This window comes from Caballeronia sp. BCC1704, from assembly GCF_902833455.1.
Classification (GTDB): domain Bacteria; phylum Pseudomonadota; class Gammaproteobacteria; order Burkholderiales; family Burkholderiaceae; genus Caballeronia.
In genome coordinates this window covers 22,985-48,222 of sequence record NZ_CADFFT010000004.1, presented here as the reverse complement: position 1 = coordinate 48,222, position 25,238 = coordinate 22,985, and the positions used below count along the sequence as shown (strand labels likewise).

22 protein-coding genes and 1 tRNA gene are annotated in these 25,238 nt (G+C 62.8%); 22 read left to right on the top strand and 1 reads right to left on the bottom strand.

Going from position 1 to position 25,238, the window contains the following annotated elements:
• Window positions 1–99 precede the first annotated feature (99 nt).
• From HWX53_RS19930 to HWX53_RS19905, 6 genes are all read left to right on the top strand, one after another.
• The gene (locus HWX53_RS19930; protein ID WP_244140222.1) at window positions 100–1,923 is read left to right on the top strand and encodes an extracellular solute-binding protein; all 1,824 of its coding nucleotides are present in this window, start codon (window positions 100–102) and stop codon (window positions 1,921–1,923) included.
• A gap of 10 nt (window positions 1,924–1,933) precedes the next feature.
• Window positions 1,934–2,974: an ABC transporter permease subunit gene (locus HWX53_RS19925; protein ID WP_175944131.1), complete on the top strand. Its 1,041-nt coding sequence runs from the start codon at window positions 1,934–1,936 to the stop codon at window positions 2,972–2,974.
• A gap of 73 nt (window positions 2,975–3,047) precedes the next feature.
• Complete coding sequence (locus tag HWX53_RS19920; protein WP_241269894.1) at window positions 3,048–4,088, top strand: ABC transporter permease; 1,041 nt, start codon at window positions 3,048–3,050, stop codon at window positions 4,086–4,088.
• A complete protein-coding gene (locus HWX53_RS19915; protein ID WP_175944129.1) occupies window positions 4,085–5,683 on the top strand; it encodes an ABC transporter ATP-binding protein in 1,599 nt (532 codons plus the stop codon). Before HWX53_RS19920 ends, HWX53_RS19915 begins: the two co-directional genes overlap by 4 nt.
• 147 nt (window positions 5,684–5,830) lie before the next feature.
• Window positions 5,831–6,502 carry a C40 family peptidase gene (locus HWX53_RS19910; protein WP_175944127.1) on the top strand — a complete coding sequence of 224 codons (672 nt, stop codon included), beginning with the start codon at window positions 5,831–5,833 and terminating at the stop codon, window positions 6,500–6,502.
• A 371-nt stretch (window positions 6,503–6,873) separates the two neighbouring features.
• Window positions 6,874–8,418 carry a 2-isopropylmalate synthase gene (locus HWX53_RS19905; protein ID WP_175944125.1) on the top strand — a complete coding sequence of 515 codons (1,545 nt, stop codon included), beginning with the start codon at window positions 6,874–6,876 and terminating at the stop codon, window positions 8,416–8,418.
• 63 nt (window positions 8,419–8,481) lie between these two features.
• Here HWX53_RS19905 and HWX53_RS19900 read toward each other — a convergent pair whose 3' ends face one another.
• Window positions 8,482–8,997, bottom strand: a complete 516-nt coding sequence (locus HWX53_RS19900) for a hypothetical protein (RefSeq protein WP_175944123.1) — start codon at window positions 8,995–8,997, stop codon at window positions 8,482–8,484.
• A 152-nt stretch (window positions 8,998–9,149) separates the two neighbouring features.
• On the opposite strand from HWX53_RS19900, the gene HWX53_RS19895 reads away from it, so the two are divergent.
• From HWX53_RS19895 to nuoI, 16 genes are all read left to right on the top strand, one after another.
• Complete coding sequence (locus tag HWX53_RS19895; protein WP_241269780.1) at window positions 9,150–10,445, top strand: branched-chain amino acid ABC transporter substrate-binding protein; 1,296 nt, start codon at window positions 9,150–9,152, stop codon at window positions 10,443–10,445.
• A 206-nt stretch (window positions 10,446–10,651) separates the two neighbouring features.
• Window positions 10,652–10,921 carry a 30S ribosomal protein S15 gene (gene rpsO, locus HWX53_RS19890; RefSeq protein ID WP_175944121.1) on the top strand — a complete coding sequence of 90 codons (270 nt, stop codon included), beginning with the start codon at window positions 10,652–10,654 and terminating at the stop codon, window positions 10,919–10,921.
• Between the two features lie 352 nt (window positions 10,922–11,273).
• Window positions 11,274–13,412: a polyribonucleotide nucleotidyltransferase gene (gene pnp, locus HWX53_RS19885; protein WP_175944119.1), complete on the top strand. Its 2,139-nt coding sequence runs from the start codon at window positions 11,274–11,276 to the stop codon at window positions 13,410–13,412.
• 208 nt (window positions 13,413–13,620) lie between these two features.
• Window positions 13,621–14,652, top strand: a complete 1,032-nt coding sequence (locus HWX53_RS19880) for an NAD(P)H-quinone oxidoreductase (protein ID WP_175944117.1) — start codon at window positions 13,621–13,623, stop codon at window positions 14,650–14,652.
• A 171-nt stretch (window positions 14,653–14,823) separates the two neighbouring features.
• Window positions 14,824–15,597: a triose-phosphate isomerase gene (gene tpiA / locus HWX53_RS19875; RefSeq protein WP_175944115.1), complete on the top strand. Its 774-nt coding sequence runs from the start codon at window positions 14,824–14,826 to the stop codon at window positions 15,595–15,597.
• An 81-nt stretch (window positions 15,598–15,678) separates the two neighbouring features.
• Window positions 15,679–16,065 (top strand): preprotein translocase subunit SecG, encoded by a 387-nt coding sequence (secG, locus tag HWX53_RS19870; RefSeq protein WP_175944114.1) that lies wholly within the window; start codon window positions 15,679–15,681, stop codon window positions 16,063–16,065.
• A 128-nt stretch (window positions 16,066–16,193) separates the two neighbouring features.
• A tRNA-Leu gene (locus HWX53_RS19865) sits at window positions 16,194–16,278 on the top strand.
• Window positions 16,279–16,452: 174 nt separating this feature from the next.
• Window positions 16,453–16,812 carry an NADH-quinone oxidoreductase subunit A gene (locus tag HWX53_RS19860; RefSeq protein WP_175944112.1) on the top strand — a complete coding sequence of 120 codons (360 nt, stop codon included), beginning with the start codon at window positions 16,453–16,455 and terminating at the stop codon, window positions 16,810–16,812.
• A 61-nt stretch (window positions 16,813–16,873) separates the two neighbouring features.
• Entirely contained in the window at window positions 16,874–17,353 is a 480-nt protein-coding gene (locus HWX53_RS19855; RefSeq protein WP_006052903.1) for an NADH-quinone oxidoreductase subunit B, read from the top strand.
• 20 nt (window positions 17,354–17,373) lie between these two features.
• Window positions 17,374–17,976, top strand: coding sequence for an NADH-quinone oxidoreductase subunit C (locus HWX53_RS19850; protein WP_175944110.1), 603 nt, complete (start codon window positions 17,374–17,376; stop codon window positions 17,974–17,976).
• 9 nt (window positions 17,977–17,985) lie between these two features.
• Window positions 17,986–19,239: an NADH-quinone oxidoreductase subunit D gene (locus HWX53_RS19845; protein ID WP_175944108.1), complete on the top strand. Its 1,254-nt coding sequence runs from the start codon at window positions 17,986–17,988 to the stop codon at window positions 19,237–19,239.
• A 168-nt stretch (window positions 19,240–19,407) separates the two neighbouring features.
• On the top strand, window positions 19,408–19,893 hold the full coding sequence (gene nuoE, locus HWX53_RS19840) for an NADH-quinone oxidoreductase subunit NuoE (protein WP_175944106.1): 486 nt from the start codon (window positions 19,408–19,410) through the stop codon (window positions 19,891–19,893).
• The gene (nuoF, locus tag HWX53_RS19835) at window positions 19,890–21,212 is read left to right on the top strand and encodes an NADH-quinone oxidoreductase subunit NuoF (RefSeq protein ID WP_175944104.1); all 1,323 of its coding nucleotides are present in this window, start codon (window positions 19,890–19,892) and stop codon (window positions 21,210–21,212) included. The genes nuoE and nuoF overlap by 4 nt, the downstream gene beginning before the upstream one ends.
• A 49-nt stretch (window positions 21,213–21,261) precedes the next feature.
• Entirely contained in the window at window positions 21,262–23,598 is a 2,337-nt protein-coding gene (gene nuoG, locus HWX53_RS19830) for an NADH-quinone oxidoreductase subunit NuoG (protein ID WP_175944102.1), read from the top strand.
• On the top strand, window positions 23,599–24,663 hold the full coding sequence (gene nuoH / locus HWX53_RS19825) for an NADH-quinone oxidoreductase subunit NuoH (protein ID WP_175944100.1): 1,065 nt from the start codon (window positions 23,599–23,601) through the stop codon (window positions 24,661–24,663). It abuts the gene before it with no gap.
• Window positions 24,664–24,698: 35 nt separating this feature from the next.
• The gene (nuoI, locus tag HWX53_RS19820) at window positions 24,699–25,187 is read left to right on the top strand and encodes an NADH-quinone oxidoreductase subunit NuoI (RefSeq protein WP_159836462.1); all 489 of its coding nucleotides are present in this window, start codon (window positions 24,699–24,701) and stop codon (window positions 25,185–25,187) included.
• Window positions 25,188–25,238: the final 51 nt, after the last annotated feature.

Genomic DNA, 25,238 nt, shown 5'->3' with positions numbered 1-25,238 from the left:
CGGGCCATTCACTCATCTCGCAAGGAGCCTATGACCGGGCTGTCGACGTCCCGCCTGCCGTTCGCATCACCGCCCGCGCGGGGCGAGCGCTTCGCGCTCATGCTCGCCGCCTGCACGGCCTGCATCGCCTTCTTCGCGGGCAGCCCGGCGTTCGCCGCGCACGCGTACGCGCAGTACGGCGAGCCGAAGTATCCGCCGGACTTCAAGCACTTCGATTACGTGAATCCCGACGCGCCGCGCGACGGCACGCTGGTGCTCGCCAATCCGAGCCGCCTGACGAGCTTCGACAAGTTCAATCCGTTCACGCTGAGAGGCAATCCCGCGCCGGGCCTCGGGCTCATGTTCGAAAGCCTGACGACAGGAAGCTCGGACGAAGTGGCGAGCGCCTATTGCCTGCTCGCGGACAATATCGACGTGGCGCCGGACGGATTGTCGACGACCTTCCACATCAACCCGAAAGCGCGGTTCAATAACGGCGATCCGGTCACGGCCGAAGACGTCAAGTTCTCCTTCGAGACGCTGAAGAGTCCGAAGGCCGCGCCGCAATTTTCGGTGTACTTCGGGCAGATCACGCGGGCGGTGGTCGTCGATCGGCTGACGATCCGCTTCGAATACAAAGTGGCGACGCGCGAAATGCCGCTGCTCGCGGGCGGCATTCCGGTGTTCTCGCGCAAATGGGGCATGCGGCCCGACGGCACGCGCATTCCGTTCGATCAGCTCGCGTTCGAAAAGCCGATCGCGAGCGGCGATTACCAGATCGACTCGTTCGACAACGGCCGCACGATCACCTACAAGCGCGATCCGCATTACTGGGGCGCGTCGCTGCCGGTGCGCGTCGGCACGCACAACTTCGCGCGCATCGACTACAAGCTGTATTCGGACGCCACCGCGCGGCTCGAAGCGTTCAAGGCCGGCGAGTACGACGTGCTCGTCGAAAATGTCGCGCGAAGCTGGGTCCGGCGCGATATCGGCAAGCGCTTCGACAGCGGCGAGCTCATCAAGCGCGAGTTTCCGCATCACAACGGCACCGGCATGCAGGGCTTCTTCATGAACCTGCGCCGGCCGCTTTTCAAGGACGTGCGCGTGCGGCAGGCGCTCGATCTCGCGCTCGACTTCGAGTGGCTCAACCGGCAACTGTTCTTCAACCAGTACAAGCGCACGGACAGCTTCTTCGTCAACACGGACCTGCAGGCGAAAGGCATGCCGAGCGAAGGCGAGCTCGCGATCCTGAACCCGCTGCGCAACAAGCTCGATCCCGCGGTCTTCGGCGAGATGCCGAAGCAGCCCGACACCGATCCGCCCGGCTCGCTGCGCGCGAATCTCATCAAGGCGCGCGAGTTGCTGGCGCAAGCCGGCTGGACGTATCGCGACGGCGCGCTGCGCAATGCGAAGGGCCAGCCGTTCGTGTTCGAGATACTCGACGACACGGGCGGCGGCGCGTCGATGGAGCCGGTCGCGGCCGCGTTCGGGCGCAACCTGCAGAAGCTCGGCATCACGATGAACTTTCGCACGGTCGATTACGCGCTGATCCAGAAGCGCCTCGATGCGTTCGACTTCGACATGACGAGCGTGCGTCTGCCCGACGTGCAGGTGCCCGGCACCGAGCAGGTGTCGCGCTTCGGCAGCAAGTACGCGGACGAGCAGGGCTCGGATAACCTCGCGGGCGTGAAGTCGCCGGCCATCGACGCGATTTTGCGCAAGGTCGTGTCCGCGCAGACGCGCGATCAGCTCGTCGATGCCACGCACGCGCTCGACCGCGTGCTGATGAACGGCTACTACGTGATTCCGCACTGGTACTCGGCGACGCATCGGGTCGCGTACCGCAACACGCTCGGCTATCCGTCGACGCTGCCGCTCTATTACGTCGCGGACGAATGGGTGCTCTCGACGTGGTGGCAGAAGCCCGCGGCGGTATCTAAATAAGGACGACGCGATGTGGAGCTACATCCTCAAACGCATTCTGTTGATGATCCCGACGCTCGTCGGCGTGCTCACGCTGACCTTCGTCGTGATTCAGTTCGTGCCGGGCGGTCCAGTCGAGCAGGCCGTTCACGACCTGCGGCGCGGCAACGCGGAAGGCGGCGCGGCGTTCGGCATGCGCTCGCACACCGGCGTCGATGCGCAGCAGATCGCGCAACTCAAGGCGCTGTACGGCTTCGACAAGCCGCCGCTCCAGCGTTATCTCCTGATGCTCGGCAAGTTCGCGCGCTTCGATCTCGGCGAGAGCTACTTCCGGCATCAGAGCGTGTGGTCGCTCATCGTGTCGAAGCTGCCGGTGTCCATCAGCATCGGCTTATGGACGTTCTTCATCACGTATCTGATATCCGTGCCGCTCGGCATCGCGAAGGCCGTGAAGAACGGCTCGAAGTTCGATGTCGCGACGAGTCTCATCGTCCTGATCGGCTTTGCGATTCCCGGCTTCGTGCTGGGCGTGCTGCTGCTCGTGCTGTTCGGCGGGGGAACGTTCTGGCAACTCTTCCCGTTGCGCAACCTGACTTCGGACAACTGGGCGACGCTCTCGCTCGGCGGGAAGATTCTCGATTATCTGTGGCACATCACATTGCCCGTGGTGGCGTCGGTGGTCGGGAGTTTTGCCATCGTCACGATGCTCACGAAGAACGCGTTCCTCGACGAAATCCGCAAGCAATACGTGCTCACCGCGCGCGCGAAGGGCCTGAGCGAGCGGCGCGTGCTTTGGAAGCACGTGTTCCGCAATGCGCTCTTGCCGCTGATCGTCGGTTTTCCGGCGGCGTTCATCGGCGCGTTCTTCACGGGCAGCCTGCTGATCGAGACGCTTTTTTCGCTCGACGGCCTCGGGCTGCTTTCGTACGAATCGGTCGTGCGGCGCGACTATCCCGTCGTGCTCGGCACGCTGTATCTCTTCACGCTGATCGGCCTCGCGACGAAGCTCATCTCGGACCTTTGCTACGTATGGGTCGATCCGCGCATTCAATTCGAGCAACTGGAGCGTTGACTTGAACCGAGCCGCATCGTCGCGCCGCGCCGCGACCGCAACAGACGGCCAGCCGCTGCGCCCCGAAGTATCGATGACGCCCGGGCGGCGCGTGTGGCAGCGTTTCAAACGCAACCGGCTGGGTTACTGGAGCCTCGTCGTATTCGTCGCGGCGTTCGTCATCAGCCTCGCGGGGCCGCTGTGGTCGAACGACAAGCCGCTCGTCGTGCGCTATCAGGGGCAGTTCTACTTTCCGCTCGTGAAGAATTACGCGGAGACGACCTTCGGCGGGGACTTCCCGACGCCCGCGGATTATCTCGATCCGTTCGTGCGCGATCGCTTTAACGCGCCGGGCAACTTCGCGATCTATCCGCCGAATCACTATTACTACGACACGCTCAATTACTTTTCGAAGGGCTCGAACCCGGCGCCGCCGTCGCGCGAAAACTGGCTCGGCACGGACGACCGCGGTCGCGACGTGTTCGCGCGGCTTCTCTACGGCTTTCGCGTGTCAGTGCTGTTCGCGCTCGTGCTGACGGCCATCGGCACCGCGCTCGGCGTGGTCGCGGGCGCGGTGCAGGGCTATTTCGGCGGACGCATCGACATCACCGGGCAGCGGCTGATCGAAATCTGGAGCGCGTTGCCGGAGCTTTATCTGCTCATCATCTTCGCGTCCATCTTCGAGCCGAGTCTGATCCTGCTCATCGTGCTGCTGTCGCTTTTCGGCTGGATCGGCCTGTCGGATTACGTGCGCGCGGAGTTTCTGCGCAACCGCACGCAGGACTACGTGCGCGCCGCCCGCGCGATGGGCTTGTCCAACTGGCAGATCATCTGGCGGCATGTGCTGCCCAATAGCCTGACGCCCGTCATCACATTCCTGCCGTTTCGCATGAGCGGGGCGATTCTCGCGCTGACGAGCCTCGACTTTCTCGGGCTCGGCGTGCCGCCGCCGACGCCGTCGCTCGGCGAACTGCTTGCGCAGGGCAAGGCCAATCTCGACGCGTGGTGGATTTCGGTTTCGACGTTCGGCGTGCTCGTCGCGACGCTGCTCTTGCTCACCTTCATGGGCGATGCGCTGCGCAATGCGCTCGACACGCGCATCGCGGATGCGGTGAAAGCCGGAGGCGGTCAATGAGCGCGCCGCTCTTGTCGATCGACAATCTGCGCGTGCGCTTCGGCGACACGCTCGCCGTCGATGGCGTGAGTCTCGACGTCCGCGCGGGCGAGCGCGTGGCGCTCGTCGGCGAGTCGGGCTCGGGCAAGAGCGTGACGGCGTTGTCGGTGCTGCGTCTTTTGCGCGATGCCGAAATGACGGGCGCGATCCGCTTCGCCGGTGAAGACCTGCTCGCGAAAAGCGAACGCGAGATGCGTGGCCTGCGCGGCTCGGACATCGCGATGATCTTTCAGGAGCCGATGACCGCGCTCAATCCGCTGTACACGGTCGGCGATCAGATCGGCGAGACGATTCAGCTTCACGACGGCGCGAGTCCGCGCGAGGCCCGCGAGCGCGCCATCGCGCTGCTGGCGCGCACGGGCATCACGGAGCCGGAGCGGCGCGTCGACAGTTATCCGCATCAGCTTTCAGGCGGCCAGCGCCAGCGCGTGATGATCGCGATGGCGCTCGCGTGCCGCCCGCGTCTCTTGCTCGCCGACGAGCCGACGACCGCGCTCGACGTGACCATTCGCGCGCAGATCGTCGAACTGTTGCTGGAACTTCAGCGCGACGAGGCCGAGAAGCGCGGCATGGCCGTGCTGCTCATCACGCACGATCTGAATCTGGTGCGGCGTTTTGCAGAGCGCGTCGCGGTGATGGAAAAGGGCGTGCTCGTCGAAAGCGGCGCGGTCGATACGATTTTCGAGTCGCCGCAACACCCGTACACAGAGCGCCTGCTGAACAGCCGTCCGGAGCGGCGCGTGCTGCCGGTGCTGCCGATCGCGCCCGTGCTGCTCGATGCCAAAGACGTGCGCGTCGACTATCCGACGCGGCTCCCGGGATTTCAGGGATGGTTCCGGCGCGGCCGCTTCAAGGCCGTCGACGACGTGACGCTCTCCGTGCGGCAGGGCGAAACGCTCGGCATCGTCGGGGAATCCGGATCCGGAAAATCGACGCTCGCGATGGCGCTGCTCGGCTTGCAGCGCATCTCGCATGGAAGCGTGCAGTTTCAGGGCAGGGCGCTCGGCGATTTTCGCGGACGCGAAAAGACCGTGCTGCGCTCGAATCTGCAAGTCGTGTTTCAGGACCCGTTTAGCTCGCTTTCGCCGCGCCAGACGGTGGAGCGCATCGTCGGCGAAGGGCTGGCGCTGCATCGACCTGAACTGGATGCCGCCGCGCGCCGCGCCAAGGTGATTGCCGTGCTGCGCGAAGTCGGGCTGGACCGCACGGCGCTCACGCGCTACCCGCACGAGTTCTCGGGCGGGCAGCGGCAGCGCATCGCGATTGCGCGCGCGCTCGTGCTGGAACCGAGCATTCTCATTCTCGACGAACCGACGAGCGCGCTCGATGTCTCAATCCAGACTCAAGTTCTGGCGCTGCTTGCCGACATTCAGAAGAAGCACAACCTGGGATATGTGTTTATTAGCCACGACTTACAGGTGATCGGCGCGATGGCGCATCGCGTCGCGGTCATGCGAGATGGAAATGTCGTCGAGGCTGGTGAAGTAGAGAAGATTTTTGCGAATCCTTCGGACGAATACACACGAAAGCTACTGGCGGCAGCCCTGAATTCCTAAAATTCTTTCTTTTTCGTCAATTGCGTGTCCGTCTCAATTGTATTTTCCTATTTCTTTTGACAGTTAAATACTTTGTGGCTAGTATGCGTTCAAACTTTCACATATCTCACTGATTTTTCAGTCTTTAATTGTAAAACCTACCGACCGATGCAACCACTCACGTTGACTCAGACATGTGCGCGCGCTGCCGCGGGCATGTTGCTCGGCCTTCTGATGACCACCACTTCCGGCGCTTTCGCCGACGAAGTCAGCAGTAACAGCCAAAATGCCGGCAACGGCATCACCACCGCATCCAAAGCCACCGACACCGCGGCCATCGCCGCCACGGCGGACACCGCCAGCGCACCGCGCGGCGCGAAGGCGTTCTTCTCCGGCGTGGCGAGCAAGGCAGGCGACGTCGTCGTCGGCGCGCTCAACATGATCGGCGTGCGCTATCGCTGGGGCGGCGACACGCCGGATTCCGGCCTCGATTGCAGCGGCTTCGTGCGCTACGTGTTTCAGGACACGCTCGGCATGACGCTGCCGCGCCGCGCCGAAGAAATGAGCCGCGTCGGCGAGAAGGTTCGCGTGTCGGACCTCAAGCCGGGCGATCTCGTGTTTTTCAACACCATGCGCCGCTCGTTCTCGCACGTCGGCATCTATATTGGCGACAACAAGTTCGTGCATTCGCCGTCCACCGGCAGCACGATCCGCGTCGACGACATGGAAAACGGCTATTGGGAAAAGCGGTTCACGGGTGCGCGCCGCATCGAGAACGCGCAGTTCAACGACGGCACGGAATTGCGTCAGCGCGTGAGCGCGACGCTCGGCGGTTACTGATCGACTTTTCGCAACATCGTTTCTCGCGCTCATCACAAAAAGCCTGCATTCTCGCGAACGCAGGCTTTTTGCTTTGTGGCGTCGTCGCTAAGTGGGCTATTGATTCGATCGTAAAGCCTCATTGCACGCGTCTTCGAAAGCCGTTATAGTTTTCGAATGAACATTTCTCTGTTCCTCCTCTCGTCTTCTTCGGCTGGTGCGTTTCTACGCGCACTATCGCTACTAGCGCGCCTACCGCGCTGATCTGTCTCGCCTCCCGTCTGCTCGTTCAAGGTTTTCGACGCCAGCGGTGGCGCGAACACCCGGATTCCGTTTTGTCGTTCTATCTCGATATTCCCAACAATCGATAAATCTCCCCACAGGAGCCCAACATGGCAGCAGACAAGTTGATCATCTTCGATACGACCTTGCGTGACGGCGAGCAGTCCCCCGGCGCTTCGATGACGAAAGAGGAGAAGATCCGCATCGCGAAGCAACTGGAGCGCATGAAGGTCGACGTGATCGAGGCCGGTTTTGCCGCCAGTTCCAACGGCGATTTCGACGCGATCCAGACGATCGCCTCGCTCGTGAAGGACAGCACGGTCTGCTCGCTTGCCCGCGCCAACGACAAGGACATCCAGCGCGCCGCCGATGCGTTGAAGCCCGCGAACCGCTTCCGCATTCACACGTTCATCGCCACTTCCGCGCTGCATATGGAAAAGAAGCTGCGTATGTCGCCGGAGCAGGTGTACGAACAGGCGCGGCTCGCGGTGCGCTTCGCCCGCAAGTTCACGGACGACGTCGAGTTCTCGCCGGAAGACGGCAGCCGCTCGGACATCGACTTCCTGTGCCGCGTGCTCGAAGCCGTGATCGACGAAGGCGCGCGCACGATTAATATCGCCGATACGGTTGGTTATGGCGTGCCGGAACTCTACGGCAACCTCGTGAAGACGCTGCGCGAGCGCATCCCGAATTCGGACAAGGCCATTTTCTCTGTGCACTGCCACGATGACCTCGGCATGGCGGTCGCGAACTCGCTCGCGGGCGTGCAGATCGGCGGCGCGCGTCAGGTGGAATGCACGATCAACGGCTTGGGCGAGCGCGCCGGCAATACGTCGCTCGAAGAAATCGTGATGGCGGTCAAGACGCGCAAGGATTACTTCGGGCTCGATCTCGGCATCGACACGACGCAGATCGTGCCGACTTCGAAGCTCGTCTCGCAGATCACCGGCTTCGTCGTGCAGCCGAACAAGGCGGTGGTCGGCGCGAATGCGTTCGCGCATGCATCGGGCATCCACCAGGACGGCGTGCTGAAGGCGCGCGATACCTACGAAATCATGCGCGCCGAAGACGTGGGCTGGAGCGCGAACAAGATCGTGCTCGGCAAGCTGTCCGGCCGCAACGCGTTCAAGCAGCGTCTCGAAGAACTGGGCGTGCAGCTCGAATCGGAAGCGGAAGTGAACGCCGCGTTCGCTCGCTTCAAGGATCTCGCGGACCGCAAAGCCGAAATCTTCGACGAAGACATCATGCAGATCGTCTCGGAAGAATCGCCGGAAGCGCAGGCGAAGGAGCATTTCCGCTTCGTCTCGATGAAGCAGCATTCGGAGACCGGCGAGCAGCCGCAGGCACGCGTGGTCTTCGCCGTGGACGGCACCGAAATGACGGGCGAAGCGCGCGGCAACGGTCCGGTGGACGCTACGCTGCACGCGATCGAATCGAAGGTGGAAAGCGGCGCCGAACTCGTGCTGTACTCGGTCAACGCGATCACGACCGGCACGCAGGCGCAGGGCGAAGTGACGGTGCGTCTGTCGAAGAGCGGACGTATCGTGAACGGCGTCGGTACCGATCCGGATATCGTCGCCGCTTCCGCGAAGGCGTATATCGCGGCGCTCAACAAGCTGCATTCGAAGGTCGAAAAGCTCAATCCGCAGCTTTGATCGGCAGACAGTCGCAAGAAAGCGAAAGCCCTCCTCGGAGGGCTTTTTTGCGCGCGCCGCCTGTCAGAACAGACTGCGCCGATCGGGATCGTGCAGCGGATCGGGCGACTTCTGCATCAGGCGCAGGACGCCCTCATCGTCGAAATAGAAGCTGTACATCAAGTACCAGAAGTTCGCCTCCATGTAGCGATACGTCCAGACTTCGCGCTTCATCAGCGGGAAATACGACGTTTCGACCGGCCGGCCGAAGTTCACGAGCACGTCCTTCTTGGTCCACGTGCCGATTTGCGCTTTGTAGAACTCGCTCTCGTCGAGCACCTGCCGCACGTTGACGATCTTGCCCGAGGCGTCGATGTCCGCTGCGGTCGTGAATTCGCCGAGCGGCTGCGTCGGCCACATCAGGCGCTTGCCGCCGTTCGGCAGGTCGTAGACTTCGCGCGGCGGGCCGAGGCGGGCGACGATCGTCGAGGCATCCGCGCCTGCCTGATAGTTCTGCCACGGCTGCGCGCAACCCGCGAGCAGCAACGCCGTCCCGGCGCAGACGAGCGCGCCGCGCAGACGGTTGAGTGAGTGCAGCATTGAAGCCTCCACGTGCAGGTTCCTCGCGATGGCGAGGGTTTTTCTTCGCTTTGCTGGATTTTGACATGCGGCGCAAGAACCATGCGTCGCGCCGGCTTGCATCGCGCCCGCGCCGCAGCCTATGATCCGCGCTTTCATCTTCGGAAAGAGCGATGGCAAGCCTCAGTCTCATGAAGTCGCGCGCGCGGTGGCTGCGGATCGCGTTGACGTGCGTAGCCTTGACGTGCGCAGTGAAGGCCGGCGCCGCCGATCTTGCGCCCATCAAGCTCGCGATGATCGAAGGCATGTCCGGTCCGTTCGCCAACGCGGGCGCGGCGGTCGAGCGCAATCTGCGCTTCGGCGTCGAGCGGGTGAACGCGCGAGGCGGCGTCAAGCTGGCCGACGGCATGCATCCGCTCGAGCTCGTCGTGCTCGACGGCAAGGGCAGCAGCGAGGCGAGTCTCGTGCAGTTGCGCGCGGCCATCGACCAGAAGATCGGCTTCGTCATGCAGGGCAACAGTTCGGCGGTGGCGGCGGCGCTGGTCGCGGCCATCGACAAGCAGAACGAGCGCGAGCCGGACCACCGCGTGCTGTTCTTGAACTATTCCGCCGACGATCCCGCGCTCACCAACGACGCGTGCAGCTTCTGGCACTTCCGCTTCGACGCGCACGCCGGCATGCGCATGGACGCGCTCGCAGACGCGCTGCAACGCGACCGCGCGGTGAAGAAGGTCTATCTGCTGAATCAGGATTACAGCTTCGGCCACGACGTGAGCCGCGAGGCGCGGCGCGCGTTGCAGATGAAGCGGCCCGACATTGCGATCACGGGCGACGAGTTTCATCCGATCGGGCGCGTGAAGGACTTCTCGCCGTATATCGCGAAGATTCGCGCGAGCGGCGCGGATGCCGTCATTACCGGCAATTGGGGCAACGACCTGACGCTGCTCGTGAAGGCGGCGCGGGAGCAGGGACTCGGCGCAAAGTTCTACACCTTTTACGGCAACAGTCTCGGCGCGCCCGCCGCGCTTGGCGATGCCGGCGTGAAGCGCGTGATCGCCGTCGCCGACTGGCACCCGAACGCGGGCGGCGCGGCCTCCGACGCGTATTACCGCGCGTTCCGCGCGCGCTTTCCCGCCGCCTCCGACGACTACCTCGTGCTGCGCATGCCGCTCATGATCGACATGCTCGCCACCGCCATGACGCGCGCCGGCAGCGCGGACCCGCTCGCTGCGGCGCGCGCGCTCGAAGGCATGCAGTTCGACGGCGCCGGCTTTCATCCATCGACCATGCGCGCCTCGGATCATCAAGTGATCCAGCCGCTCTACGTGATGGAGATGGACAAGGCCGGCACGCCGGGCGTGCGGTCCGACAACGAAGGTTCCGGCTACGGCTTTCGCACGCTGCTGTCGGTGCCCGCCGCCGACACCGCGCCCCCGACCACGTGCAAAATGACGCGCCCGTCGCGTTGAGCGCATGGAGCCGTCCGCTCGGCGAAGCGCGGTGTGCTATACTCTGCGCTTCGTTTTTGGCTGGAAGCGGCGTTCTCAAGACGCGCAAAGCTCGAAAACGAAGTGAATTGGGCGCGACTCGTCGAGTTGTCGAGTTGGGCCTGTCGACGCAAACCACGGCACGGCCTTTCTTCCGTGACCGCCTGTCTGTATCAAAGGAAAAGCAAATGTCCGTAGCAGAAATCAAGAAGTCCGACGTCGTCGCTGAATACGCGCGCGGCGCCAACGATACCGGCTCCCCCGAAGTGCAAGTCGCACTGCTCACGAGCCGCATCAACGAACTGACCATCCACTTCAAGGCCCACACGAAGGATCACCACAGCCGCCGCGGTCTGCTGCGCATGGTCAGCCGTCGTCGCAAGCTGCTCGACTACCTGAAGGGCAAGGATGCGGATCGTTACCGCTCGCTGATCGAAAAGCTGGGTCTGCGCAAGTAATTGGCCCCTGGCGTGGCTTCGCGGCCAGTGTTCTAACGAAGTGCCTGTGTCAGTTCGCTGATGCAGGCATTTTGTTTTTGCGCGATCCGCTCGCGAAGTGGTGCCGGATCGGTTTCATCGGCCGGCACTTCGTAGTTAGTCGTTCTCGGCAGTCATACGCTTTACCCGACACTCGGTCCAGCCTCGCGGCAGAGCTTTGTGTCATTCCAGCGCGGCCCCGCGGCCCGTTCGCGCGCCGCACTGGAATGGCATAACACACCTCTCACGCGCGGCCCGGGACCGTCCCGCCCAGCGCCGCAGAGACAGCTCATGCGCTCGACCGAAGGCGCGGCGCAACATAGAAGGAGTCGCAATGTTTAATAAGATCGTCAAAGAGTTCAAGTGGGGACAACACAACGTCCGCCTGGAAACGGGTGAAATCGCGCGTCAGGCAAGCGGCGCGGTGATCGTCGATGTCGAAGACACTGTGGTGCTCGCGACCGTCGTCGGCGCGAAAACGGCCAAGCCGGGTCAGGATTTCTTCCCGCTGACCGTCGACTATCTGGAAAAGACCTACGCCGCCGGCAAGATCCCGGGCGGCTTCTTCCGTCGCGAAGGCCGTCCGTCGGAAGGCGAGACGCTCATCTCGCGCCTGATCGACCGTCCGCTGCGTCCGCTCTTCCCGGAAGGTTTCTATAACGAAGTGCAGGTCGTGATTCACGTCCTGTCGCTGAATCCGGAAATCCCGGCGGATATCCCCGCGCTGATCGGCGCGTCCGCTGCGCTCGCGGTGTCCGGTCTGCCGTTCAACGGCCCGGTCGGCGCGGCCCGCGTCGCTTACATCAACAACGAGTACGTGCTGAACCCGACGCGTGCGCAGATGAAGGAATCGGCGCTCGATCTGGTCGTCGCGGGCACGGAGCGCGCGGTGCTGATGGTCGAATCCGAGGCGCAGCAGCTTTCTGAAGAAGTGATGCTCGGCGCGGTCGTGTTCGGCCACGAGCAGATGCAAGCCGCGATCGACGCGATCCACGAACTGGTTCGCGACGGCGGCAAGCCCGAGTGGGACTGGCAGCCGGCGCCGAAGAACGAAGCGCTGATCGCGCGCGTCACCGAAATCGCGAAGCCGGAACTCGAAGCTGCGTACCAGCTGCGCAACAAGCAGGCGCGCTCGACGAAGCTGAAGGAAGTCTACGCGGCAACGTCGGCGAAGCTCGCCGAGGAAGCGGCGGCATCGGGCACGGCGGCAGCGGATGCGGCCACCGTCGGCAACATCCTGTTCGATATCGAAGCGAAGATCGTCCGCTCGCAGATCCTGAACGGCGAGCCGCGTATCGACGGCCGCGACACGCGCACGGTGCGCCCGATCGAAATCCGCACGGGCGTGTTGCCGCGCACGCACGGCTCGGCGCTCTTCACGCGCGGCGAGACGCAGGCGCTCGTGATCGCGACGCTCGGCACGAAGGGCGACGAGCAGAACATCGACGCGCTCGAAGGCGAATACCGCGAGCGCTTCATGCTCCACTACAACATGCCGCCGTTCGCCACGGGCGAAACCGGCCGCGTCGGTTCGCCGAAGCGCCGTGAAATCGGCCACGGTCGGCTCGCCAAGCGCGCGCTCGTCGCGTGCCTGCCGAGCGCCGACGAATTCGGCTACTCGATCCGCGTCGTGTCCGAAATCACGGAATCGAACGGTTCGTCGTCGATGGCTTCGGTCTGCGGCGGCTGTCTCGCGCTGATGGACGCCGGCGTGCCGATGAAGGCGCACGTCGCCGGCATCGCAATGGGCCTGATCCTCGAAGGCAACAAGTTCGCGGTTCTGACCGACATTCTCGGCGACGAAGATCACCTGGGCGACATGGACTTCAAGGTGGCCGGCACCGCCCAAGGCGTGACCGCGCTGCAGATGGACATCAAGATCCAGGGCATCACGAAGGAAATCATGCAGGTCGCGCTCGCGCAGGCGAAGGAAGGCCGCATGCACATTCTCGGCAAGATGACGTCGGCGGTGCCGGGCACGAACACGGAGCTGTCGGAATTCGCGCCGCGCATGATCACGCTGAAGATCAATCCGGAGAAAATCCGCGACGTGATCGGCAAGGGCGGTTCGGTGATCCGCGCGCTGACCGAAGAGACGAACACGACCATCGACATTTCGGACGACGGCGTCGTGACCATTGCGAGCACGAGCGCCGAAGGCATGGCCGAGGCGAAGAAGCGCATCGAGAACATCACGGCCGAAGTGGAAGTGGGCCAGGTCTACGAAGGTCCGGTGCTGAAGCTGCTCGATTTCGGCGCGATCGTGAATATCCTGCCGGGCAAGGACGGTCTGCTGCACATCTCGGAGATCGTCAACGAGCGCGTGAAGGACATCAACGATTACCTGAAGGAAGGTCAGGTCGTGAAGGTCAAGGTCATCCAGACGGACGAAAAGGGCCGCGTGCGCTTGTCGGCCAAGGCGCTCTTGAACGAAGCCGCGCAACAAACGGAACCGACGCAGCCGCAGCAGTAATGCGGTAATGTGTAGACGGCCGGCCGCTTCTGCGAGCCGGCCGTTTTCTTGTATGGCGTCAATTGGACGATGCGGGACTATGCATTGTCCGATGCGTCGCCGGACTCGATGGCACTGTGGAGCGTGGATTGCTCATCGCGTGCGCAGCGCCATCCGGTTCGAGCCGTTCGAATCGATCCATCCCGCCATGCCCATTCAGGGGAATGCTATGAAGGCCGTCGAAATCACCGAATTTGGCGCACCCGAAGTTCTCAAGCTGGGCGAGCGCCCGATGCCCGAAGCAGGCAAGTGCGAGGTGCTCATCAAGGTGGCCGCTTCCGGTGTGAATCGGCCGGACGTCTTTCAGCGCAAAGGCGCCTATGCGCCGCCGCCGGGCGCGTCCGATCTGCCGGGGCTGGAAGTGGCGGGCGAAATCGTCGACGGCGACCTCGATTCGAAGCACAACCCGTTCGGTCTCAAGAAAGGGGATCGCGTGTGCGCGTTGCTCGCGGGCGGAGGGTACGCAGAGTATGCGGTTGCGCCGCTGGAGCAATGTCTGCCGGTACCAGCCGGTTTGTCCGATATCGAAGCGGCCTCGCTGCCGGAAACGTTCTTCACGGTGTGGAGCAACGTCTTCGAGCGCGCGCATCTTGGCTCCGGCGAAAACGGCGAGGAAGAGACGCTCCTCGTGCAAGGCGGATCGAGCGGCATTGGCGTCACGGCCATCCAGATTGCGCGCGCGCTCGGCTTTCGCGTCTTCGCGACCGCGGGCAGCGACGAGAAATGCCGCGCGTGCGAGACGCTCGGCGCCGAGCGGGCGATCAACTACAAGACAGAGGATTTCGTCGAAGTGGTGAGGTCGCTCACGAACGATCGTGGCGTCGACGTGATTCTGGACATGGTCGCGGGCGACTATCTGCCGCGCGAGTTGAAGGCGCTCGCCGATGGCGGGCGCATCTGCGTGATCGCGCTCTTGGGCGGCGCGAAGGCGGAAATCAATCTCAACGACATTCTGCGTCGCCGGCTAGTCATCACCGGCTCGACGCTGCGTCCGCGTCCCGTCGCTTTCAAGGCGAAAATCGCCGCGAAGCTGAAGGAGCGCGTATGGCCCGAGATCGAGGCAGGGCGCATTAAACCGGTCATTCACCAGGTGTTCCCGGCAAGCGAGGCGGCCGCCGCGCATGCCCTGATGGAAAGCAGCACGCATGTCGGCAAGATCGTGCTCGACTGGACGGAAAACGGGCAACAAAGCGCGTCATAGACGCGAAACGGTTATCGGCGGTTTGACCGAGTTATCTGTAACACAGTAAAATCGCCTGTTTTGCAAGCAGTTCGCAGTTTGTAGCGGTTCATTCCCATAACGCGGCGGCTGATTGAAAAGCACGGCCGCTATAACTAAAGCGGCCGTCGCAAGCCGCCGAGTGACGAGACAATGTCGAGACAACGAGCGAAACTGGTGGTCGGCAACTGGAAGATGCACGGCCGCATGCAGGAAAACGCGGCTCTGCTGACCGAAGTGGCGTCGGGGGCATCGGCCTTGCGCAACGGCGTGGACGTGGGCGTGTGCGTGCCCTATCCGTATCTCGCGCAGGCGCAGGCGCTGCTGGACGGATCGGTGGTGCGCTGGGGCGTGCAGGACGTGTCGGCGCATGTGCAGGGCGCGTACACAGGCGAAGTCGCGGCCGAAATGACGCTCGACTTCGGCGCGACGTACGCGATCGTCGGGCATTCGGAGCGCCGCGCGTACCACTACGAAACGCCGGAACAAGTCGGAGCGAAAGCGCGGCGAGCGCTCGAGGCAGGACTGACGCCTATCGTCTGTGTCGGCGAAACGCTCGATGAACGCGAGCGCGAGGCGACGGAGCAGGTCATCGGCGCCCAGTTGGATGCGGTGCTGCTGATGCTGGACGAGGAGCAGGCGGCGCGCATTGTCGTCGCCTACGAGCCGGTCTGGGCGATCGGCACGGGCAAGAGCGCGACGGCCGACCAGGCGCAGCGCGTTCACGCGTTCCTGCGCAAGAAGCTGGCGGAGAAGTGTGCCGCCGCAGCCGAAGTGCCATTGCTCTATGGCGGCAGCGTCAAACCCGAGAACGCGCAGGAGTTGTTCGGGCAACAAGACATCGACGGCGGGCTGATTGGCGGCGCGTCGCTGAAGTCGAAAGATTTTCTTGCGATCTGCCAGGCGGCGCGAACCGTGTTGCAATAATCGGTTCGTGGTGGGAGCAGTCGAAAGAGCATGTCGCGACACGTGAGTGTCACGGAAACATCAAGATCCAGGTGAGTTGAAATGCTGTATTTGAAGACATTGATTATCGTCGTCCAGTTGCTGTCGGCGCTTGGCGTGATCGGGCTCGTGCTGCTTCAGCACGGCAAGGGCGCCGACATGGGCGCGGCGTTCGGCAGCGGTGCGTCGGGCAGTTTGTTCGGCGCGACCGGCTCGGCGAACTTTCTTTCCCGTACCACGGCTGTGCTCGCCGCGATTTTCTTCATCACGACGCTCGCGCTCACGTACCTCGGAAGCTACAAGCCCCAGACGTCGGCCGGCGTGCTCGGCGCAGGTCCGACGTCTGCTTCAGCGCCTGCTGCGGCTGGAAAGACCGCATCGGCTCCTGCAGCTGCGCCGGCATCGGCAGCGCCTGCGTCATCGGCGCCGGGCACCGATGTGCCGAAATGAACGCCAAAACAAATTTTCGCGAAATTCGTGTTTTGTGCGTTGAACAATTCGTGGGACCTAGTTATAATTCAAGTCTTGAAGCGATTCGCGGCAATTAAGAAGTTTGTTTTCCCGGATTGCAGTACAGTGCCGACGTGGTGAAATTGGTAGACACGCTATCTTGAGGGGGTAGTGGCGAAAGCTGTGCGAGTTCGAGTCTCGCCGTCGGCACCAAAAGTTATCCAATGCCAGCCGCATGCATCGCTTCGGCTGGCATTGTCACTTCTGGAGTACCCTTACGATATCGTTGATATCGTGAGCGGTCCCAAGTGAATCCCGTCGCCGGGTGGTCTGTCCCGGCAAGCATCTCAATCATCACTGACCGAAACTACCGATCAGAGGAAAGCCTTGAACCTCGCACCCTATTACCCCGTCTTCTTGTTTCTTCTGGTGGGCCTTGGTTTAGGTATAGCGCTGGTCAGCATCGGCAAGATTCTCGGTCCCAACAAGCCCGACACCGAAAAGAATGCCCCGTACGAATGCGGCTTCGAAGCATTCGAAGACGCGCGTATGAAGTTCGATGTGCGCTACTATCTCGTCGCAATTCTTTTCATCATCTCCGACCTTGAGACGGCGTTCCTGTTTCCGTGGGGCGTGGCCCTGCGCGACATCGGCTGGCCCGGCTTCATGGCCATGATGATCTTTCTGCTCGAATTCCTGCTCGGCTTCGCCTACATCTGGAGAAAGGGCGGTCTCGACTGGGAATGACGGGTAGATCACCGGATTCATGGGCGGCTTTGGCTGGCTGCTCATCTGGAGTGGAAATCAAATGAGTATCGAAGGGGTCTTGAAGGAAGGCTTTGTCACCACCACGGCTGACAAGCTGATCAACTGGACGCGCACCGGCTCCCTGTGGCCGATGACGTTCGGTCTCGCGTGCTGCGCGGTCGAGATGATGCATGCGGGCGCCGCCCGTTACGACCTGGACCGCTTCGGCGTGGTGTTCCGTCCGAGCCCGCGCCAGTCCGACGTGATGATCGTCGCCGGCACGCTGTGCAACAAGATGGCGCCCGCGCTTCGTAAGGTGTACGACCAGATGGCCGAGCCGCGCTGGGTCATTTCCATGGGTTCGTGTGCGAATGGTGGCGGCTACTACCACTATTCGTACTCCGTCGTGCGTGGCTGCGACCGTATCGTTCCGGTCGACGTCTATGTCCCGGGCTGCCCTCCGACGGCCGAGGCGCTGGTCTACGGCGTGATCCAGCTGCAGGCGAAGATTCGCCGCACGAACACCATCGCCCGTCAATAAAGGCCTGAGCCTCCCCAACTATGGCAAGCAAACTCGAGACCCTCAAAGCGAACCTCGAGGCGGCGTTTGGCGACCGTCTCCAGAACATCACCGAGTCGCTGGGTCAGGTGACGGTCGTCGTGAAGGCGGCCGACTATCTTGAAGTCGCGACCCGGCTGCGTGACGACCGCTCGCTCGGCTTCGAGCAGCTCATGGACCTCGCCGGCATCGACTATTCGACTTTCGGCGACGGCGTCTACGAAGGCCCGCGCTTCGCGGCCGTCGTGCATCTGCTCTCCATCTCGAACAACTGGCGCCTGCGCGTGCGCGTGTTCGCTCCGGACGACGAAGTGCCGATCATTCCGTCGCTCGTCGATATCTGGTCGTCGGCCAACTGGTACGAGCGCGAAGCATTCGACCTGTACGGCATCGTGTTCGAAGGCCACCCCGATCTGCGCCGCATTCTCACGGACTACGGCTTCATCGGCCACCCGTTCCGCAAGGACTTCCCGGTCACGGGCTTCGTCGAAATGCGCTACGACCCGGAAGAGAAGCGCGTCGTGTATCAGCCTGTGACGATCGAGCCGCGCGAAATCACGCCGCGCGTGATCCGCGAAGATCGCTATGGTGGTCTGAAACATTAAGAGAGCGTCATGGCAGACATCAAGAACTACACGCTGAATTTCGGCCCGCAGCACCCTGCCGCGCACGGCGTGCTGCGCCTCGTGCTCGAACTCGACGGCGAAGTGATCCAGCGCGCCGATCCGCACATCGGCCTCTTGCATCGGGCGACCGAGAAGCTCGCCGAAACCAAGACCTTCATTCAGTCCGTGCCGTACATGGACCGTCTCGACTACGTGTCGATGATGGCGAACGAGCACGCCTACGTGATGGCCATCGAGAAGCTGCTCGGCATCGACGTGCCGATCCGCGCGAAGTACATCCGCGTCCTGTTCGACGAAATCACGCGCGTGCTGAACCACCTGATGTGGATCGGCTCGCACGCGCTCGACGTCGGCGCGATGGCGGTCTTCCTCTACGCGTTCCGCGAGCGCGAAGACCTGATGGACGTGTACGAAGCGGTCTCGGGCGCGCGCATGCACGCGGCGTACTACCGTCCGGGCGGCGTCTATCGCGACCTGCCTGACGCAATGCCGCAATACAAGGTCTCCAAGATTCGCAATGCGAAGGCGCTGGAGAAGATGAACGAGAACCGTCAAGGTTCGCTGCTCGACTTCATCGAAGACTTCTTCAATCGCTTCCCGGGCTATGTCGACGAGTACGAAACGCTGCTCACCGACAACCGCATTTGGAAGCAGCGTCTCGTGGGCATCGGCGTGGTGAGTCCCGAGCGCGCGTTGCAGCTCGGCATGAGCGGTGCGATGCTGCGCGGCTCGGGCATCGAATGGGATCTGCGCAAGAAGCAGCCGTATGAAGTCTACGATCAACTGGACTTCGACATTCCGGTGGGCGTGAACGGCGACTGCTACGACCGCTATCTCGTGCGCGTCGAGGAAATGCGTCAGTCCACGCGTATCGCCAAACAGTGCATTGCCTGGCTGCGCAAGAATCCCGGCCCTGTGATGGTCGATAATCACAAGGTTGCGCCGCCGTCGCGCGTCGGCATGAAGAGCAACATGGAAGAGCTGATTCACCACTTCAAGCTCTTCACGGAAGGCTTCCACGTGCCGGAAGGCGAGACCTACGCCGCGATCGAGCATCCGAAGGGCGAGTTCGGCATCTATCTCGTGTCGGACGGCGCGAACAAGCCGTACCGCCTGAAGATCCGCGCGCCTGGCTTCGCGCATCTGGCCTCGCTGGACGAGATGGCGCGCGGCCACATGATCGCCGACGCCGTCACGATCATCGGAACGCAAGACATCGTGTTCGGCGAGATTGATCGCTGATTCCGTCGTCCGCTCGCGCGGCGCGCTCGTCGGCCGGGCCGCCGTTGCGCTGAATCGAGCGCAAAGCGTTGAAGCAATTACAGGAAACCGCAGGACGCCAGGTCTGCCGCAATAAGATGCCCGCGGCAGGTTTTCGTTCGGTAGGAATTGAAAGAGTCGTGTCTGAAAATGATCTCAGCTGAAGGCCTGAAAGAAATCGATCGTGCGATCGCGAAGTATCCCGCCGAGCAGAAGCAGTCGGCGGTGATGGCTGCGCTTGCTGTCGCTCAGGAAGAGCACGGATGGCTCTCGCCCGAACTCATGAAGTTCGTAGCCGACTATCTGAGCATGCCGCCTGTCGCGGTGCAGGAAGTCGCCACGTTCTACACGATGTACGAGCTCGCGCCGGTTGGTAAGCACAAGATCACGCTCTGCACGAACTTGCCCTGCCAGCTCGGTCCGGACGGCGGCTCGGATAGTGCTGCTCAGTATCTCCGGCAGAAGCTCGGCATCGATTTCGGCGAAACCACGCCCGACGGCAAGTTCACGCTGAAAGAAGGCGAGTGCTTCGGCGCGTGCGGCGATGCGCCTGTCGTCCTGGTGAACAACCACCGCATGTGCAGCTTCATGAGCCGCGAGAAGATCGACGAGTTGATCGAGGAACTTTCGAAATGACGTCTCTCCACGATCGTCACATCAAGCCGCTGATCCTCGCTGGCCTCAATGGCGAGAACTGGCATCTCGAAGATTACGTTGCGCGCGGCGGCTATAAGCAGCTGCGCCGCATTCTGGAAGAGAAGATTCCGCCCGAGCAGGTGATTGCCGACGTGAAGGCGTCGGGTCTGCGCGGTCGCGGCGGCGCGGGCTTCCCGACGGGCCTGAAGTGGAGCTTCATGCCGCGTCAGTTTCCGGGGCAGAAGTATCTCGTCTGCAATTCCGACGAAGGCGAGCCGGGCACGTTCAAGGACCGCGACATTCTTCGCTGGAACCCGCATGCGCTGATCGAAGGCATGGCCATCGGCGCGTATGCGATGGGCATCACCGTCGGCTACAACTATATCCACGGCGAGATCTGGGAAGTCTATAAGGTATTCGAAGCGGCGCTGGAAGAAGCGCGCGCTGCCGGCTATCTCGGCGCGAACATCCTCGGCTCCGGCTTCTCGTTCGAGTTGTACGCTCACCACGGTTACGGCGCATACATCTGCGGCGAAGAAACCGCGCTGCTCGAATCGCTGGAAGGCAAAAAAGGCCAGCCGCGCTTCAAGCCGCCTTTCCCGGCGAGCTTCGGCGTCTACGGCAAGCCGACCACCATCAACAACACCGAGACGTTCGCTGCGGTGCCGTTCCTGCTGGAAATCGGGCCGCAGAATTACCTCGAGATCGGCAAGCCGAACAACGGCGGCACGAAGATTTTCTCGGTGTCGGGCGACGTGAATCGTCCGGGCAACTATGAAATTCCGCTCGGCACGCCGTTTTCGACGCTGATGGAACTGGCCGGCGGCGTGCGCGGCGAGTCGATCAAGGCGGTGATTCCGGGCGGATCGTCGGCGCCGGTGGTGCCGGGCGAGATGATGCTCGCGACCGATATGGACTACGATTCGATCGCCAAGGCGGGTTCGATGCTCGGCTCGGGCGCGGTCATCGTCATGAACGAAACGCGCTGTATGGTGCGTTCGTTGCTGCGCCTGTCGTACTTCTATTACGAAGAGTCGTGCGGTCAATGCACGCCTTGCCGCGAAGGCACGGGCTGGCTGTATCGCGTGGTGCATCGCATCGAGCACGGACTCGGCCGCAAGGAAGACCTGGATCTGCTGAATTCTGTCGCCGAAAACATCATGGGCCGCACGATCTGCGCGCTCGGCGATGCGGCGGCCATGCCGGTGCGCGGCATGCTGAAGCACTTCTGGAACGAATTCGAATATCACGTCGAGCACAAGCACTGTCTCGTCGGCGGGCACGCGCATCATGCGGCGTCCGAGGCGCTTACCGCGTAATCAGGCGCACAGTCAGTTGCGCGAAAGAGGTTGAGGACCATTCCCCATCATGGTTGAACTAGAAATTGACGGCAAGACGGTCGAGGTGCCCGAAGGCAGCATGGTGATCCAGGCTGCGCACAAGGTCGATACGTACATTCCTCACTTCTGCTATCACAAGAAGCTGTCGATCGCGGCGAACTGCCGGATGTGCCTCGTCGAAGTCGAAAAGATGCCGAAGGCCGTCCCCGCGTGCGCCACGCCCGTTTCGGCCGGCATGGTCGTGCGGACCGCCTCCGACAAGGCCGTGAAGGCGCAACAGTCGGTGATGGAATTCCTGCTGATCAATCACCCGCTGGATTGTCCGATCTGCGATCAGGGCGGCGAGTGCCAGTTGCAGGATCTGGCCGTGGGTTACGGCAAGTCCCAGTCGCGCTACAACGAAGAAAAGCGCGTGGTGTTCCACAAGAACGTGGGCCCGCTCATCTCGATGGAAGAGATGACGCGCTGCATCCACTGCACGCGCTGCGTGCGCTTCGGCCAGGAAATCGCCGGCGTCATGGAACTCGGCATGCTGGGCCGCGGCGAGCATTCGGAAATCACGTCGTTCGTCGGCAAGACGGTGGATTCGGAGCTGTCGGGCAACATGATCGACCTGTGCCCCGTCGGCGCGCTTACGAGCAAGCCGTTCCGCTACAGCGCGCGGACGTGGGAATTGTCGCGCCGCAAGTCGGTGAGCCCGCACGATTCCGTCGGTTCGAACCTGGTCGTCCAGGTGAAGAACAACCGCGTGATGCGCGTTCTGCCGATGGAAAACGAAGCCATCAACGAATGCTGGATCTCGGACAAGGACCGCTTCTCGTACGAAGCGCTCAATAGCGACGAACGTCTCACCACGCCGATGCTCAAGCAGGGCGGCAAGTGGATCGAAACGGACTGGCAGACGGCGCTCGAGTACGTGGCGAAAGGCATCAAGGGCATCAAGGCGGATCATGGCGCGAACGCCATCGCCGCGCTCGCGACGCCGCATAGTACGGTCGAAGAACTGTATCTGCTGAAGCAGTTCGCGGAAGGCGTCGGCTCGCCGAACGTCGATTTCCGCCTGCGTCAGAACGACTTTTCCGCGCCGGTGGGCGCGGGCGCGCCGTGGCTCGGCGTGAAGATCGCCGACCTGTCGAACGTCGATACGGCGTTCGTTATCGGCTCGTTCCTGCGCCGCGATCATCCGCTTTTCGCCGCGCGTCTGCGTCAGGCAGCGAAGAACGGCGCGATGCTCACGTTCCTGAACGCGAGCAACGACGATTCGCTGATCCCGACCGCGCACCGTCTGGTCGCGGCGCCCTCGGCGTGGCTCGATCAGCTCGCTGGCATCGCGGGTGCGATCTCCGAAGCGCGCGGCGTCGCGCTGCCGGACGCATTTGCTGGTCGCGAAGTGTCGGCGGCCGCGAAGGACGTGGCGGCTTCGTTGTCGGCGGGCGAGAAGCGTGTCGTGCTGCTCGGCAATGTGGCGGTCCAGCATCCGGACTTCGCGCAGATTCAGGCGGCGGCGCAGTGGATCGCCGACAACACCGGCGCGACGCTCGGCTTCCTGACCGAAGGCGCGAATTCGGTGGGCGGTTATCTCGTCGATGCGCTGCCGGGCGAGGGCGGTCTCGACGCCCGCGCGGCGTTCGAACAACCGCGCAAAGGCTACGTGCTCTTCAACGCGGAGCCGGAACTGGATGCGGCGAACCCGGCGCAGGCCGTCGCGGCGCTGAAGGCAGCCGAGATGGTGGTCGTGATGTCGCCGTTCAAGCACGGCATGGAGTACGCCGACGTGCTGCTGCCCATCGCGCCGTTCACGGAGACGTCGGGCACGTTCGTCAACGCGGAAGGCACGGCGCAGTCGTTCAACGGCGTCGTCCGGGCATTGGGCGAGACGCGTCCGGGCTGGAAGGTACTGCGCGTGCTAGGCACGATGCTCGGCCTGCCGGGCTTCGAATTCGATACGGCGGAAGAAGTGCGCGTCGCGGCGCTCGGCACGGGCGACCTGGCCGCGCGTCTGTCGAACAAGACGACGGTCGCACCGAAGCGCGCTGCATCGAACATTTCGGTTAAGAGCGGCTTCGAGCGTCTCGCCGACGTGCCGATCTATCACGCCGACCCGCTCGTGCGCCGCGCGCCGTCGCTGCATCTGACGGCAGCCGCACGCGACGCGAATGTCGCCGGCCTGCCGACGACGCTCTTCGACAAGCTCGGCCTGAAGGACGGCGACGCCGTGCGCATCAAGCAAGGCGACCTGTCGGTGGTGATGCCCGCGGTTCGCGACGCGAACCTGGCGGAAACGGTGGTGCGCGTGTCGGCGGCTACCGCGGCTGGCGCCGCACTCGGCGGCCTGTTCGGTGAACTGGTAGTGGAGAAGGCGTAAATGGGCTTGTTCGATACGATCAACGCAGGCGGCACGCAGCTTCTGGGCGTTGCCTGGCCGACCGTGTGGGCGCTGGTGCGCATCCTGGTGGTTGCGGTGGTGATCCTGCTGTGCGTCGCGTACCTGATTCTTTGGGAACGCAAGCTCATCGGCTGGATGCACGTCCGTCTCGGCCCGAACCGCGTCGGCCCGGCAGGGTTGCTGCAGCCAATCGCGGACGTGCTCAAGCTGCTGCTGAAGGAAGTCATTCAGCCGACGCAGGCGAGCAAATGGATCTACGTCATCGCGCCGATCATGACCGTAGTGCCGGCCTTCGCGGTCTGGGCGGTGATTCCGTTCCAGGCGAAAGCCGTGCTCGGCAACATCAACGCGGGTCTCCTCTACATCATGGCGATCTCGTCGATCGGCGTGTACGGCGTGATTCTCGCGGGCTGGGCGTCCAACTCGAAGTACGCGTTCCTCGGCGCCATGCGCGCAGCGGCGCAGATGGTGTCCTACGAGATCTCGATGGGCTTCGCGCTCGTCGTGGTGTTGATGGTCGCGGGCACGCTGAACATGTCGGATATCGTCGCTTCGCAGCAGCGCGGCATCTTCGCGGGCTTCGGCGTCAACATCCTGTCGTGGAACTGGCTGCCGCTTCTGCCGATGTTCGTCGTGTACTTCATCTCGGGCATCGCTGAAACGAACCGTCATCCGTTCGACGTGGTGGAAGGCGAATCGGAAATCGTCGCGGGCCACATGATCGACTACTCGGGCATGGCGTTCGCGCTGTTCTTCCTCGCCGAGTACATCAACATGATCGTGATCTCGGCGATCGCGACGACCCTGTTCCTGGGCGGCTGGGACGCGCCGTTCGGCTTCCTGTCGTTCATCCCGGGCGTGTTCTGGTTCGTGCTGAAGGTTTTCTTCCTGCTGTCAGTCTTCATCTGGGCCCGCGCGACGTTCCCGCGCTACCGCTATGACCAGATCATGCGTCTCGGCTGGAAGGTGTTCCTGCCGGTCTCGGTAGTGTGGGTGGTCGTGATCGGCTTCTGGATCATGTCGCCGCTCAACATCTGGAAGTAGTCGGACGAACCGAGGACAAGAGCGGACCAAACATCATGAACGCAATTCAGAACTTCTTTAAGACCTTCTTCCTGACCGAACTGCTGAAGGGTCTGGCGCTGACGGGCCGTTACACGTTCCAGCGCAAGATCACGGTGCAGTTCCCGGAAGAAAAGACGCCGGTGTCGCCGCGCTTTCGCGGACTGCACGCGCTGCGCCGCTATGAAAACGGCGAAGAGCGCTGCATCGCGTGCAAGCTGTGCGAAGCGGTGTGCCCGGCGCTCGCGATCACCATCGAATCGGAAACGCGCGCGGACAATACCCGTCGCACGACGCGCTACGACATCGACCTGACCAAGTGCATCTTCTGCGGCTTCTGCGAAGAGAGCTGCCCGGTCGATTCGATCGTCGAGACGCATATCCTCGAATATCACGGCGAAAAGCGCGGCGATCTGTATTTCACGAAGGACATGCTGCTTGCAGTGGGCGATCGCTACGAGACGGAAATCGCCGCATCGAAGGCGGCCGACGCGCCTTACCGTTGATGCGAAGCGGATGTCGGCGTCGCGCCGGCGTCCGAGTCGAAGTCAAAGCGA

Excerpts from the sequence above, each read along its gene's own strand:
- HWX53_RS19930 (WP_244140222.1), top strand. The coding sequence starts at position 100 with ATGCTCGCCGCCTGCACGGCCTGCATCGCCTTCTTCGCGGGCAGCCCG.
- HWX53_RS19925 (WP_175944131.1), top strand. The coding sequence starts at position 1,934 with ATGTGGAGCTACATCCTCAAACGCATTCTGTTGATGATCCCGACGCTC.
- HWX53_RS19920 (WP_241269894.1), top strand. The coding sequence starts at position 3,048 with ATGACGCCCGGGCGGCGCGTGTGGCAGCGTTTCAAACGCAACCGGCTG.
- HWX53_RS19915 (WP_175944129.1), top strand. The coding sequence starts at position 4,085 with ATGAGCGCGCCGCTCTTGTCGATCGACAATCTGCGCGTGCGCTTCGGC.
- HWX53_RS19910 (WP_175944127.1), top strand. The coding sequence starts at position 5,831 with ATGCAACCACTCACGTTGACTCAGACATGTGCGCGCGCTGCCGCGGGC.
- HWX53_RS19905 (WP_175944125.1), top strand. The coding sequence starts at position 6,874 with ATGGCAGCAGACAAGTTGATCATCTTCGATACGACCTTGCGTGACGGC.
- HWX53_RS19900 (WP_175944123.1), bottom strand. The coding sequence starts at position 8,997 with ATGCTGCACTCACTCAACCGTCTGCGCGGCGCGCTCGTCTGCGCCGGG.
- HWX53_RS19895 (WP_241269780.1), top strand. The coding sequence starts at position 9,150 with ATGGCAAGCCTCAGTCTCATGAAGTCGCGCGCGCGGTGGCTGCGGATC.
- rpsO (WP_175944121.1), top strand. The coding sequence starts at position 10,652 with ATGTCCGTAGCAGAAATCAAGAAGTCCGACGTCGTCGCTGAATACGCG.
- pnp (WP_175944119.1), top strand. The coding sequence starts at position 11,274 with ATGTTTAATAAGATCGTCAAAGAGTTCAAGTGGGGACAACACAACGTC.
- HWX53_RS19880 (WP_175944117.1), top strand. The coding sequence starts at position 13,621 with ATGAAGGCCGTCGAAATCACCGAATTTGGCGCACCCGAAGTTCTCAAG.
- tpiA (WP_175944115.1), top strand. The coding sequence starts at position 14,824 with ATGTCGAGACAACGAGCGAAACTGGTGGTCGGCAACTGGAAGATGCAC.
- secG (WP_175944114.1), top strand. The coding sequence starts at position 15,679 with ATGCTGTATTTGAAGACATTGATTATCGTCGTCCAGTTGCTGTCGGCG.
- HWX53_RS19855 (WP_006052903.1), top strand. The coding sequence starts at position 16,874 with ATGAGTATCGAAGGGGTCTTGAAGGAAGGCTTTGTCACCACCACGGCT.
- HWX53_RS19850 (WP_175944110.1), top strand. The coding sequence starts at position 17,374 with ATGGCAAGCAAACTCGAGACCCTCAAAGCGAACCTCGAGGCGGCGTTT.
- HWX53_RS19845 (WP_175944108.1), top strand. The coding sequence starts at position 17,986 with ATGGCAGACATCAAGAACTACACGCTGAATTTCGGCCCGCAGCACCCT.
- nuoE (WP_175944106.1), top strand. The coding sequence starts at position 19,408 with ATGATCTCAGCTGAAGGCCTGAAAGAAATCGATCGTGCGATCGCGAAG.
- nuoF (WP_175944104.1), top strand. The coding sequence starts at position 19,890 with ATGACGTCTCTCCACGATCGTCACATCAAGCCGCTGATCCTCGCTGGC.
- nuoG (WP_175944102.1), top strand. The coding sequence starts at position 21,262 with ATGGTTGAACTAGAAATTGACGGCAAGACGGTCGAGGTGCCCGAAGGC.
- nuoH (WP_175944100.1), top strand. The coding sequence starts at position 23,599 with ATGGGCTTGTTCGATACGATCAACGCAGGCGGCACGCAGCTTCTGGGC.
- nuoI (WP_159836462.1), top strand. The coding sequence starts at position 24,699 with ATGAACGCAATTCAGAACTTCTTTAAGACCTTCTTCCTGACCGAACTG.